Source organism: Salinivibrio siamensis, assembly GCF_001996005.1.
Lineage (GTDB): Bacteria > Pseudomonadota > Gammaproteobacteria > Enterobacterales > Vibrionaceae > Salinivibrio > Salinivibrio siamensis.
The window spans coordinates 14,372-26,458 of record NZ_MUFB01000001.1; the positions used below are offsets into that span (position 1 = coordinate 14,372).

Below are 12,087 nucleotides of genomic sequence, written 5' to 3' on the forward strand. Positions count from 1 at the left end.
GTGGTTACTTATCCGTGGTTATCATGGCTTTTATTTGCTCGCCCGTGCAGCCGAACCGTCGTTCTCGGTTGACGTACCAAGCCACAGCATCATACAAACTCTGTTCGTTGAAGTCCGGCCAATACTGCTCGGTAAAACACAGCTCGGCATAAGCGGCTTGCCATAAAATAAAATTACTGATGCGGCACTCTCCGCTGGTGCGGATCATCAAATCCACATCCGGTAAGTCAGCCAGCATCAAATAGCGAGCAATATCTTGCTCACCGATATCGTTCGGTTGCAACTGCCCTGCCGCGACTTCTTCGGCCACTCGGCGCGTTGCTTGGGTAATATCCCACTGCCCACCATAGTTAGCAGCAATATTGAGTACTAAACGGTCATTATCGGCCGTTAGGGCTTCGGCTTCGGCGATTTTGGCCTGCAGTGACGGGCTAAAGCGAGAGGTATCACCGATGATGCGTAATTGCACCCCATGACTGTCGAGTCGTTTGACCTCACGAGAAAGCACATTGATAAACAGCTCCATCAATACACTCACTTCGTCTTCAGGGCGACGCCAATTCTCACTGCTAAACGCAAATAACGTCAGGGCTTTTACCCCTAGTTCAGACGCGGCTTTCACCGTTTTACGCACCGCTTTTACACCCGCCTTATGTCCAAACACACGGGCTTTGCCTCGTGCCTTAGCCCAACGCCCATTGCCATCCATGATCACGGCAATGTGCTGCGGTAAAGCGGCAGACTCGAGCTGCGCATCAAGAGACTGGGAACTCATGTTTCTCCTTGGCAAATAAAAAGCGCTGTACTGCACGCACAGCGCTTTAGCATCGGCGGTAAAGTCTAATGAGATTTAGACTTCCATCAACTCTTTTTCTTTTGCATCAAGAAGTGCATCAACATTCTTGACCGCTTCGTCAGTCAACTTTTGAATGTCATCTTGCGCACGACGCTCATCATCTTCAGAGATTTCTTTGTCTTTAAGCAGCGCCTTAAGCTCATTGTTAGCGTCGCGGCGAATATTACGAATTGCCACACGGCCTTGCTCGCCTTCGGCACGCACCACTTTCACCATATCTTTACGGCGCTCTTCAGTCAGTGGCGGCAAAGGAACACGGATCACGGTGCCTGCAGAGGCTGGGTTGAGGCCCAAGTCTGAGGTCATGATTGCTTTTTCAACCGCTTGTGTCACTTGCTTGTCGTACACGCTAATCGCCAACGTACGCGCATCTTCCGCCACGATAGAGGCGAGCTGATTCAAGGGGGTCGGCGCACCGTAGTACTCAACCGTGATCCCTTCAAGCAAACTCGGGTGGGCACGGCCTGTGCGCAATTTACCTAGCGTGTGTTTTAGCGCCTCTACACTTTTATCCATACGCGATTTCGCGTCGTCTTTTATGTCATTAATCACGGGAGTATCCTTGCGATTGAATTAGTTTGTAAGATTATGCCACCGATACCGGCTTAGCTGTTAGTGATCAAAGTGCCTTCTGCCTCGCCCATCACGACACGGCGTAATGCACCTGGCTTGTTCATATTAAAGACACGAAGTGGCAGCTTATGATCGCGTGCTAACGTAAATGCGGCCAAATCCATCACTTTCAACTCTTTTTCTAAAACATCTTGGTATGTTAGCGAGTCATAAAGCGTTGCATCCGGGTTTTTGGTTGGGTCATCGCTGTAAACCCCATCGACCTTGGTTGCTTTGATCACAATATCAGATTCAATTTCAATACCGCGTAAGCACGCCGCCGAATCCGTGGTGAAGAAAGGGTTACCTGTCCCGGCGGAGAATATCACCACGCGACCATTGCGAAGCTGGCTAATCGCTTCTGCCCAATTGTAGCTATCACACACGCCATTCAAGGGAATGGCTGACATCACTCGCGCGTTCACATAGGCACGATGAAGTGCGTCACGCATTGCCAATCCGTTCATCACGGTGGCTAACATACCCATGTGATCGCCCACAACACGGTTCATTCCCGCCTCAGCAAGACCAGCACCCCGGAATAGATTACCGCCGCCGATAACCAAACCCACTTGAACACCCAGCTCGACCAGTTCTTTGATTTCTTGTGCCATGCGATCTAGCACGGCGGGATCAATCCCGAATCCATCATCGCCCTGCAGGGCTTCACCGCTAAGTTTAAGTAAAATTCGTTGATAAGCTGGCTTAGGATTTGTAGTCATTTCACTACCTTTCTATTAGGCACTAGTTAGGGAAGAAGGTTATGGAAGACCGCGGCGAGCACCGCGGTCTGAGTCAGAAAAATTAGCTTTGTTGTGCCGCAGCAACTTCTGCAGCAAAGTCTACTTCTTCTTTCTCGATGCCTTCGCCCACTTCAAAGCGGATGAAGTCGGTCACTTCGGCACCTTTCTCTTTCAGCATTTGGCCCACAGTTTGTGATGGGTCCATGACGAATGCTTGACCCGTCAGAGAAATTTCACCGGTGAATTTCTTCATGCGGCCAGCAACCATTTTCTCTGCGATGTCAGCAGGCTTGCCTGATTCCATTGCGATATCAACCTGAATTTGCTTCTCTTTCTCTACCACGTCGGCAGGTACATCTTCAGGGTTAACATAGTCAGGCTTAGACGCTGCAATGTGCATAGCCACGTGCTTGATGGTTTCTTCGTCCGCTTTTGCCGCAACGATAACACCGATGCGACCGCCGTGACGGTAAGAACCCACTTTCTCGCCTTCGATGAATGAAACACGACGGATATCCATGTTTTCACCGATTTTCGCGACCAGATCAGCACGCTGCTGTTCAAATTTTTCTTTCAGCGCGTCGATTTCAAGGCCTTCAGCCAGTGCAGTTTCAGCAACTTGATCAGCAAATTCCGCGAAGTTTGCGTCTTTTGCAACGAAGTCAGTTTCACAGTTGATCTCAACGATCGCTGCTTTGCCTTCGTTTTCTTTCACTAGGATCACACCTTCAGCAGCAACACGGCCAGCTTTTTTCGCTGCTTTTGCCGCACCGCTCTTACGCATGTTCTCGATTGCCACTTCGATATCTGCGTTCGCTTCAACCAGTGCTTTTTTACATTCCATCATGCCAGCGCCAGTGCGCTCGCGAAGTTCTTTAACCAGGGCAGCGGTAACAGTTGCCATTGTTCAATCCTCGATTCGAAACTATTTGGGTAAAAAACAGGGGCCCGAAATCGGCCCCTGCTAACCATACTTAGCTTACAGCATGAAAGATGACACGCTGATGGCTAAGAACGCTCACAAGGAGCTGTCGTCTTATTCAGCGACTTCAACCAGCTCGTCTTCTGCTTGCGCAACGATGTCTTGGCTACGGCCTTCTTTGTAAGCGTCAGACGCGGCATTCAGGTAAAGCTGGATAGCGCGGATTGCGTCATCGTTACCTGGAATGACGTGGTCAACGCCGTCTGGGTTAGAGTTAGTATCTACCACTGCAAATACTGGGATACCCAGGTTGTTCGCTTCTTTGATGGCAATGTGCTCGTGATCCGCATCGATAACGAACATTGCATCAGGCAGGCCGTTCATGTTCTTGATACCACCCAGTGATTTGTCGAGCTTTTCCATCTCACGGGTGTACATCAGTGCTTCTTTCTTGGTCAGCTTCTCAAACGTACCGTCAGTAGACTGAGTTTCCAGGTCTTTCAGACGCTTGATAGATGTACGAACGGTTTTCCAGTTAGTGAGCATGCCGCCCAACCAACGGTTGCTTACATAAAACTGCTCGCAGTTTTCTGCTGCCGCTTTTACCGCTTCGCTTGCTGCGCGCTTAGTACCAACGAACAGGACTTTACCTTTACGCTCACCGATTTTTGACAGTTCAGCCAAAGAATCGTTAAACATTGGTACAGTTTTCTCAAGGTTGATGATGTGCACCTTGTTACGTGAACCAAAGATGAAAGGCTTCATTTTTGGGTTCCAATAACGAGTTTGGTGACCGAAGTGTACGCCCGCCTTGAGCATGTCGCGCATTGAAACAGTAGCCATGATAATTTCCTCTTGGGGTTAGGCCTCCACATATCCCATTCACCGACCCGCTTGAGGGCACCCCGGTTAATGTGTCGATATGTGTGTGATTTAAAATAAAAAGTATTGAGTGAAGACCATCAAACTGAAACCCAGCTCGGCTAGATTGATCACAATGACGGTTTTCGGCGCGCTTTATACCACAAAAACACCAGCAAAATCCAGCAATATTGCGCATTCGGTCAAGCGTGGTTGCCACTGCATCTCATCGGGATCCTGCCCCTTTTGGTTTCCAGAATGCAGATGGCTTGGTACCATAGCGCCACATCATACGGCTGATCACCTCAGTCACTGCGACAAGCGTAGCAGGTCTGGGCGGCTGTGCTCGATGATACCGAGCGTGAAAAGATCCGGCTCTCGTTCTCATCGTCATCATTGAGCGACCCAAATTAAAGTGAGAAAGCAAAATGACAATCCCGATTAAAACAGAAGAAGAAATTGAAAAAATGCGCGTCGCTGGCCGCTTGGCGTCCGACGTGCTCGTCATGCTTGGCGACCATGTAAAACCCGGTATCACTACGCGTGAGCTGGATGACATTGCCCACCAATACATGACTGAAGTGCAAGGCACCACGCCGGCTACCTTGGACTACCACGGTTTTCCAAAGTCAATGTGCACCTCGATTAACCACGTGGTTTGTCACGGCATTCCGAATGATAATGATGTGTTGCAGGATGGCGATATTGTCAATATCGATGTGACCGTGATTAAAGATGGCTACCATGGCGATACCTCAAAGATGTTTTTAGTCGGAGAGGTCTCTTTGGAAGACAAACGTCTTTGTCGTGTGACACAAGAAAGTCTCTATCACGCGATCAAAAAGGTAAAACCGGGGGCTACCGTGGGTGAGCTCGGGACCGCCATTCAAAAATTCATTAAAAATAGCAATACACGCTACTCTATCGTGAAAGAGTACTGTGGGCATGGCATTGGTGCGAGCTTCCATGAAGACCCTCAAGTGGTGCACTACAAAAATAATGATCGCACTGTACTCAAACCTGGCATGTGCTTCACCATTGAGCCTATGATTAATGCAGGTAAATACGGTACCGTGCTCGATGAAGACGACGGCTGGACGGTATACACCATCGACGGTAAAAAATCGGCCCAGTGGGAGCACACCCTGCTGGTCACTGAGACTGGCGTCGAGGTATTAACGTTGAGAGAGGAAGAAAACCTCCCGCGTTACATCAACCACTAATCCAACCCTTAAAAGCCGGCTTCGCTCCGGCTTTTTTTTGCGCAAAGGATCGCCATGACAGACACAGTGATTACGCCACAACACCTTGAGGATGATCAGCTCGACCCCATCACCCTCAAAGCCCAATTTCAGCAATTGCTTGAACAGCAAAAACAGGACTTTTTGGCCAATGTTCCTGTGGCGGAATTGGTGTACCAGCGCACCGATTATATGGATGCCTTACTGGCACGCTTGTGGCATCACTTTGGGTTCGCACACACCTCACTTGCCTTAGTCGCGGTGGGGGGATATGGTCGGCGCGAACTGCACCCTCTGTCGGATATCGATTTACTCCTGCTCTGCCAGGCCCCATTAGATGCTCACCAGCAACAAAGTTTAAGCGATCTGCTTACTCTTTTATGGGATTTAAAGCTCGAAGTCGGCCACAGTGTACGCACCGTCGACGAGTGCATTCGGGTTGGGCTGGACGATTTGACTGTCGCCACCAACTTACAAGAATCTCGCTTATTATGTGGTGACGCGCAGCTTTTTGATGCGCTTGAAACGCGCGTGCATGATGACAGCTTTTGGCCCAGCGAACGGTTTTATCAAGCCAAAGTTGAAGAACAAAAAGCCCGCCACCGCCGCTATCATGACACCGCCTACAAGCTTGAGCCTGATTTGAAACTCAGTCCTGGCAGCCTGCGCGATATTCACACCTTATCGTGGATTGCGCGCCGTCACTTTGGTGCCACCAGCTTACGAGAGATGAGTGATTTTGGCTTTTTAACCGACGCGGAATATCGCGAGCTCAATGAGTGTCAAAATGTATTGTGGCGAATTCGCTTTGCGCTTCACCTTGAGCTGCGCCGTTACGACAATCGCCTCACCTTCGCGCATCAAACATCGGTCGCGGAACTACTCGGTTACCGCGGTGAAGGGAATCGTGCGGTCGAAACCATGATGAAAGACTTCTTCCGCACACTTGGGCGGGTCGGTGAGCTCAACAAAATGCTGCTACAAATCTTTGATCAAGTGATCATCGATAATGGTCGCGCCGGAGAAATCGACGTCTTAAGTGATGATTTTCAGCGCTGCGGACGCACCATCGAAGCGCGCAAACCCGCGCTATTTCAAGCGCGACCGGAAACCATTCTCGACATGATGCTGCATATTGCCAATGACACGTCGATTGAAGCGATTGCGGCGCCTACCCTGCGGCAGTTGCGTACAGCAAGACGTCGACTCAATCACTTTTTGTGTCAGCAAGAAGACGCGCGCGAAAAATTCATGGCCCTGGTTCGTCACCCCAATGCGCTGCACAAGGCCTTTGGCTTAATGCATCGCCACGGGGTGATGTCGGCCTACTTACCACAGTGGAGTCAAATTGTTGGGCAGATGCAGTTTGACTTATTCCATGTCTACACGGTTGATGAGCACACGATCCGACTGCTCAAACATATGCGCTTATTTGATGACGAGGCCAACCGAGACCGCCATCCGATCTGTTGTGATGTCTTCCCCCGTTTAGCACGCCGTGAGCTTTTATTGATTGCAGCCATTTTCCATGACATTGGCAAGGGACGTGGCGGGGATCATAGCGAAATTGGCGCCATTGAATCGCATGATTTTTGTTTAGAGCATGGTTTGTCAAAACCAGAAGCGAATATTGTTAGCTGGCTCGTCCGTAATCACTTATTGATGTCCGTCACCGCACAGCGCCGCGATATATACGATCCTGATGTTATCACCGATTTTGCCAAAGAAGTGCGCGACGAAGAACGACTGGACCTTCTCCTTTGTCTCACCGTCGCAGACATTAATGCCACCAACCCAGACTTATGGAACAGTTGGAAGCGCACACTGATCGCAGAGCTGTATTACTCTACACAAAAAGCGCTCCGCCGAGGCTTAGAAAACCCGCCAGATGTGCGTGAACGCATTCGTCATAACAAACATTTAGCGGCTGCCATGTTACGTAAACAAGGCCATAGCCCGAGGGATATAGAAGTGTTATGGCAGCGTTTCAAGGCGGACTACTTTCTGCGCCATACCCATAAACAAATTGCTTGGCACAGTGAACATCTCCTTCATCACACCGGCGACGCCCCACTGGTGCTGGTAAGTAAAAAAGCAACCCGTGGCGGGACCGAGATTTTTGTTTACTGCCAAGACCGGCCCAGTTTGTTTGCGCGCGTGGTAGCGGCTCTCGATAAGAAAAACCTGAGCGTCCATGATGCACAAGTGATGACCAGTAAAGATGGTCACGCCCTCGATACCTTTATGGTGCTAGACCAAAATGACGATGCCATTCCTCTTGACCGTCACCCGAGCATTATCAAAGGGGTCAGCAAGGCGCTGGGAGAAACCGGGACAATGACTATCCCCAAACGGCGAGCACCGCAAAAACTTCAGCATTTTTCGGTTAAAACCCAGGTACTTTTCTTACCCACGAAAAACGGTCGTCGCACATTGATGGAGCTAGTAGCACTCGACACACCTGGACTACTGGCTCGGGTCGGGGCCGTCTTTGCGCGCCAAAATGTCAGTGTCCATGCCGCTAAAATCACCACCATTGGCGAGCGCGCCGAAGACTTTTTTATCGTCACCGACGCAGAGAACCAAGCATTAACTTCCGAGCATCAGGAACAGTTAAAAGCGGCACTGGAGAAAGCGCTCGCTCGCGCCAAGTAACAAGCAACCCCCATCAACTATGCTAAGCGACGGTGAGTTCGTCGCTTAATAGAGAAAACATTCAACCATGAGGTGGCTATGTATCAGCAGTTGAAAAATATCGGTATTGAACATCCGGAAAAGATTGAGCGTTACTCTCTGCGTCAAGAAGCCAGTTATGACACGCTCAAAGTGTACTTCAGCAAGCAAAAGGGCGACCTTTTTGCGCGAAGCATGAAATTTAAGTATCCACGCCAGCGGAAAAATGTGGTTGTCGACAGTGGCACCGGACGCTCTCGAGAGGTCACTGAGATCAACCGCAGCTTGTCTCTGGTGATCGATGAACTGGATCGTATCGTTCAGCACGAGCACACCGAACAAGACGTGAAGCAAAAAGTACTCACCGATCTCCGTCATCTGGAAAAAGTGGTCGCCAGTAAGATTGCCGAAATCGAAGCCGAGCTAGATAAGCTCTAACACTTATATTGGTGCGGCCTGCAAGGTGCGGCCTGCAGCGGGCTGTTTACGCCAAGGAGGTTGTGCAAGGCACATCCCACTCCAAGGCCGACAGGACACGCTGCCACGTGGTATCGAGCGGCGCCTGTACCTTGACCGTCTCAGCGCTAACGGGATGGATAAACTGCATCTCATTGGCATGGAGTAAAAGCTGATGGCAGTGAAAATGCTCGCGGAAAACACGATTGTGCCTTCCGTCGCCATGCGTAGTATCGCCAATAATCGGATGACTGAGGTGATGCATGTGGCGACGCAATTGGTGTTTTCTTCCCGTTTGCGGCTGCATCGCCACGAGGCTATAGCGGCTGGTCGCATACCGTCCTGTTGCGATAGGCAGCTCCACCGATGCCAGCGGTTGATAATCCGTCACGGCCGGTTTGGCCGTGGGCGGCTGGCTCGCCTTTTTATCTGCTATTTTGTCTTGTTCTTCCACCAGTGGGTAATCGAGTCGACCGGCTTCTGTGATCCAGCCTCTGACCACCGCATAGTAGGCTTTTTTAATCTGCCCTTGCGCAAACTGAGGCATCATCAAGGACGCCACCTCGCTCGACAGCGCAAACACCAACACACCAGACGTCGGTTTATCGAGTCGGTGTAAAGGGTAAACATGCTGACCAATCTGATCCCTTAGTGTCTGCATAACAAAACGCGTTTCCCCTTTATCCAGCCACGAACGATGGACCAGCATCCCTGCAGGCTTGTTCACCACAACCAATGACTCATCGCGGTATAAAATGGATAACGGTTGTTCACTCATCATTGGGTTAAAAGCGCATCAATACGATAAGTCACTTTGACCACCGCCGTCGCCCCTTGCTGCTCTTTCATCGCTTCTTCCACATAGGGGGCGATTTCAAAATTTCTTGGCAACGGCTGGCGAGCAACCACCAAGGCACGCATTTTGGGTATAAATATCCACTGTAACCACTCATGGCAATCAAGCGTATCCACCGCAAACGGTTCGCGGCTGGCCAGTCGTTTAGGTGATGGTGGCTCGGACTGGAGCAGGTCACACGCATCTAACACTTGCTCAAGCTCATCCAGAAGTTGCTCACACTGTTGGTAAAGTGTCATTGACAATCCCATCATTACTCAAATTAGAAACCGCGAAGCATAGCATGATCCCGACAAAGACAACATCAACAAGACAAGCATCTAGCCGGGAAAAACTGATATACTCGCGCGCATCAAGCGATAACTAAGAGCGGACATCATGGAAACGGTTCACGCCCTCAGCGCCCTATTCGACCACGCCGGTTGTCAATTCAGTATTTACGACCTAGGCCGTCGTGTTTGTCAACTGGATGAAACGGCCTTTCGTGCGGTTGAGGCCAATCAACAACCTTACCCTTACCCCTTGCGTCAACACGCGCATATGGCTATCGCCTTTTGGCCGCCAGGCGGCGCTCCTTGGGTATGGTTCTTAAAAATGCCTCTCGATGAACGCGGCCTCCTCAATCACACCGCGATGGGAGACTTTTTACAGTATGTCAGCGCGGCCATGGGAGAGCGCTTAACCGCGACACCGAATAAAGAGCAGCGTGAGAAACTGGCCAATAACCCTTATACGTTTACGCCCACCGACGACAAAATGGCGATGTTTCATGCCACATTGACCTATCAACTGGGCCGGCCAGCTAGCCAGTATTATGATCATGCACAGCATTATTTAAATGGCGAGCTTGGCTGGGATAATTGGCAAGGGGTGGGCCTACAAGGGCTCGCTGATACCTGTGTACGCATGGCCGAGCAAAACAATGCCACTCGCGTCCGCAAAGCGCTCAATCATCTACCGACCACGCCATTGTACGCCCTTCTCGGGTGCTTGGAGCACTGCCAAATCAATGACAAACTCGCGGCAAGCTTGCGCGATATGTTTCAGCAAATGTGTCAGACGCAAGAGGTTGATATTTTTTTGGTCAGCGCATTAATCCGCGCACATGCGGGCGCCCCATCAGCCACTCGGCATCAACTGATTGATGCGGTACTTGATCGCGCTGAATTACACCATCGCGAGATTTTTGTCGCGATAGCCGGTCGCTGCTGGCATCACTTGACCGATGATGCTGCTCTGGATCGCTTTTTGATTGCTCTCGCCGATCAGCACGATGCGACGTTATTTCAACAGGTTTATGCGGATCTGGTGATGTTACCTCCCCTTCGTGGCGCGCTATTGGGTCGTTTACATGGCCATACATCACCCGCCCTGACTCAAGCAATGGCACGCATGCAGCAAGCGGTGAAGCAAACCCACCATGATCACTGATCTATTCACCATTCTCTTGGTTGTTGTCGCCGCTTTACTGTTCTGGCAACAGCGGCGACAATCCGAGCAAGCGCACCAGTACATTCGCCAATACTGCCAGCGGATGGAGTTGCAATTATTGTCTATCGCACGAGGCCGTCACACCATACGGAGAACCGAGCAAGGGTGGCAATGGCTCACTCAATACTGGTTCGAGTTTTCTGCCACCGGGGATGATCATTATATCGGTCACGCTCATCTTCGAGGATTAAGATTAAAGGCTATAGACACACCGGTTCATGCGATGCCAAGAGCAAGCCAAACCGACGGTTAGATGTCACCCAACAACGCCAACCGTGTTGATACTAAAAAGGCGGGGATAATTATTCGCGCGACGTGAAAAGCTGTACTAGATTAGAAATATGGTGCACACGCAAGGTTAGTGCTAACGGTGCGTGACAGGGAGTTACCGGTGTCGGTTTAACCGGCCAGAAAAAAGGAAAGGGCGCAGCTTGCGCCGCGCCCTAGAGTTTTACTTGCAGCCATCCTGCTACTAAAAGGTGCTCCCTGCATCATTCCTTGATCAGTCGCCGAATCCTTCAGCGTCGTTCCATGTCTCTCCGTCTTGGAGGTGTCCTTTCGTCATCCTGACAAACCGAAATTCCCGTTTTCGATAAGCTCTCCATCCTGGAGGTGTCCATGACTTCGTCCTGAAGTAGTCCTTAAGCCCCCATCCTGGGTTGTCCTAAGTCTTCCTGACGTACAAGCTTCCTGCTTGTAGAGAACGGCTCCATCCGTTGTCCTTTTTGCAATCCATGCCAGCGCTTCTTCCTGAAGTACTGCCTCATCCTGAGGTACCAAGTCCTTGGTGATTCCTGTTCCCTGTGTCAGTTCCCTTCCGACACCGATAAGATTACGCGACTGAGCGTTTGGTACAAGCCATTCTCACCTGCTCAATCTCTCATTTTTTATCTTAAACCAAAGAATAAACAGTAAGCACATGTAATATAAGAAAAAATAAAAACAAGGGGGGTCAATTTTCGTAGCAAGATTCTGCTTTTATCCCACGCTCTTGTAAGAGATATCTCACACGGAGCAGGGACTTTTTCTATGCATTGTCCTATGCTCACAGGCACCGCTTTCACCACAACATAGGGCGGAGGCTGCTACTATAGTGAGTATAGACGCGTATCGAGCAGCCAGGAGGGACAGTGGAAACCTTTCAACACGACTTACAGCACCTTTTTGAGCAGCTGGGCTTAGCAACCGATAAGGCCTCAATTGAGCACTTCCTATCCAGCCACTGTTTGGTTGAAGGGCAAACACTGGTCGATGCCCCATTTTGGAACGCGGCACAACGGGCGTTTATTGATGAAGCCATAAAGGAAGACGCGGATTGGGCGGAACAGGTTGATATGCTTGATGCGCTGCTGAGAAAGCCCTAATCTTTCTCTCTC

Annotated in this window: 13 protein-coding genes; 6 read left to right on the forward strand and 7 right to left on the reverse strand. The window is 50.3% G+C overall.

The genetic code is table 11. The features are described 5' to 3' along the window. Window positions 1-4 precede the first annotated feature (4 nt). The 5 genes from BZG73_RS00065 to rpsB all read right to left on the reverse strand — a co-directional run bounded on the left by BZG73_RS00065 (window position 5) and on the right by rpsB (window position 3,976). Entirely contained in the window at window positions 5-775 is a 771-nt protein-coding gene (locus BZG73_RS00065) for an isoprenyl transferase (RefSeq protein ID WP_077667290.1), read from the reverse strand. A gap of 75 nt (window positions 776-850) precedes the next feature. Further along, entirely contained in the window at window positions 851-1,408 is a 558-nt protein-coding gene (gene frr, locus BZG73_RS00070; RefSeq protein ID WP_077667291.1) for a ribosome recycling factor, read from the reverse strand. Between the two features lie 53 nt (window positions 1,409-1,461). Continuing rightward, window positions 1,462-2,190, reverse strand: coding sequence for a UMP kinase (pyrH, locus tag BZG73_RS00075; protein WP_046074177.1), 729 nt, complete (start codon window positions 2,188-2,190; stop codon window positions 1,462-1,464). Between the two features lie 82 nt (window positions 2,191-2,272). Further along, window positions 2,273-3,115 carry a translation elongation factor Ts gene (tsf, locus tag BZG73_RS00080; protein WP_046074176.1) on the reverse strand — a complete coding sequence of 281 codons (843 nt, stop codon included), beginning with the start codon at window positions 3,113-3,115 and terminating at the stop codon, window positions 2,273-2,275. 132 nt (window positions 3,116-3,247) lie between these two features. Continuing rightward, window positions 3,248-3,976, reverse strand: a complete 729-nt coding sequence (rpsB, locus tag BZG73_RS00085; protein ID WP_077667292.1) for a 30S ribosomal protein S2 — start codon at window positions 3,974-3,976, stop codon at window positions 3,248-3,250. Window positions 3,977-4,422: 446 nt separating this feature from the next. Here rpsB and map point away from each other — a divergent pair, with 446 nt between their 5' ends. The 3 genes from map (at window position 4,423) to BZG73_RS00100 (ending at window position 8,346) form a co-directional block, all read left to right on the forward strand. Continuing rightward, on the forward strand, window positions 4,423-5,217 hold the full coding sequence (gene map, locus BZG73_RS00090; RefSeq protein ID WP_046074174.1) for a type I methionyl aminopeptidase: 795 nt from the start codon (window positions 4,423-4,425) through the stop codon (window positions 5,215-5,217). A 54-nt stretch (window positions 5,218-5,271) separates the two neighbouring features. Continuing rightward, a complete protein-coding gene (gene glnD, locus BZG73_RS00095; RefSeq protein WP_046074173.1) occupies window positions 5,272-7,890 on the forward strand; it encodes a bifunctional uridylyltransferase/uridylyl-removing protein GlnD in 2,619 nt (872 codons plus the stop codon). A gap of 78 nt (window positions 7,891-7,968) precedes the next feature. Beyond that, a complete protein-coding gene (locus BZG73_RS00100) occupies window positions 7,969-8,346 on the forward strand; it encodes a DUF3461 family protein (protein ID WP_046074172.1) in 378 nt (125 codons plus the stop codon). A gap of 46 nt (window positions 8,347-8,392) precedes the next feature. Here BZG73_RS00100 and truC read toward each other — a convergent pair whose 3' ends face one another. Both truC and BZG73_RS00110 read right to left on the reverse strand, forming a co-directional pair. Beyond that, window positions 8,393-9,145, reverse strand: a complete 753-nt coding sequence (gene truC / locus BZG73_RS00105; RefSeq protein WP_235605998.1) for a tRNA pseudouridine(65) synthase TruC — start codon at window positions 9,143-9,145, stop codon at window positions 8,393-8,395. After that, window positions 9,142-9,459, reverse strand: coding sequence for a YqcC family protein (locus BZG73_RS00110; protein WP_046074171.1), 318 nt, complete (start codon window positions 9,457-9,459; stop codon window positions 9,142-9,144). The genes truC and BZG73_RS00110 overlap by 4 nt, the downstream gene beginning before the upstream one ends. A 139-nt stretch (window positions 9,460-9,598) precedes the next feature. Here BZG73_RS00110 and BZG73_RS00115 point away from each other — a divergent pair, with 139 nt between their 5' ends. From BZG73_RS00115 to BZG73_RS00125, 3 genes are all read left to right on the forward strand, one after another. Further along, the gene (locus tag BZG73_RS00115; RefSeq protein ID WP_046074170.1) at window positions 9,599-10,651 is read left to right on the forward strand and encodes a DUF3549 family protein; all 1,053 of its coding nucleotides are present in this window, start codon (window positions 9,599-9,601) and stop codon (window positions 10,649-10,651) included. After that, on the forward strand, window positions 10,641-10,964 hold the full coding sequence (locus tag BZG73_RS00120) for a DUF3301 domain-containing protein (protein WP_046074169.1): 324 nt from the start codon (window positions 10,641-10,643) through the stop codon (window positions 10,962-10,964). Before BZG73_RS00115 ends, BZG73_RS00120 begins: the two co-directional genes overlap by 11 nt. A gap of 877 nt (window positions 10,965-11,841) precedes the next feature. Further along, complete coding sequence (locus tag BZG73_RS00125; RefSeq protein ID WP_046074168.1) at window positions 11,842-12,075, forward strand: DUF2789 domain-containing protein; 234 nt, start codon at window positions 11,842-11,844, stop codon at window positions 12,073-12,075. The last annotated feature ends 12 nt before the right edge of the window (window positions 12,076-12,087 follow it).

Coding starts and splice junctions, on each gene's coding strand:
- truC (WP_235605998.1), bottom strand. CDS start 9,145: ATGATGAGTGAACAACCGTTATCCATTTTATACCGCGATGAGTCATTG.
- tsf (WP_046074176.1), bottom strand. CDS start 3,115: ATGGCAACTGTTACCGCTGCCCTGGTTAAAGAACTTCGCGAGCGCACT.
- BZG73_RS00110 (WP_046074171.1), bottom strand. CDS start 9,459: ATGACACTTTACCAACAGTGTGAGCAACTTCTGGATGAGCTTGAGCAA.
- BZG73_RS00120 (WP_046074169.1), top strand. CDS start 10,641: ATGATCACTGATCTATTCACCATTCTCTTGGTTGTTGTCGCCGCTTTA.
- BZG73_RS00100 (WP_046074172.1), top strand. CDS start 7,969: ATGTATCAGCAGTTGAAAAATATCGGTATTGAACATCCGGAAAAGATT.
- BZG73_RS00065 (WP_077667290.1), bottom strand. CDS start 775: ATGAGTTCCCAGTCTCTTGATGCGCAGCTCGAGTCTGCCGCTTTACCG.
- rpsB (WP_077667292.1), bottom strand. CDS start 3,976: ATGGCTACTGTTTCAATGCGCGACATGCTCAAGGCGGGCGTACACTTC.
- BZG73_RS00115 (WP_046074170.1), top strand. CDS start 9,599: ATGGAAACGGTTCACGCCCTCAGCGCCCTATTCGACCACGCCGGTTGT.
- map (WP_046074174.1), top strand. CDS start 4,423: ATGACAATCCCGATTAAAACAGAAGAAGAAATTGAAAAAATGCGCGTC.
- pyrH (WP_046074177.1), bottom strand. CDS start 2,190: ATGACTACAAATCCTAAGCCAGCTTATCAACGAATTTTACTTAAACTT.
- glnD (WP_046074173.1), top strand. CDS start 5,272: ATGACAGACACAGTGATTACGCCACAACACCTTGAGGATGATCAGCTC.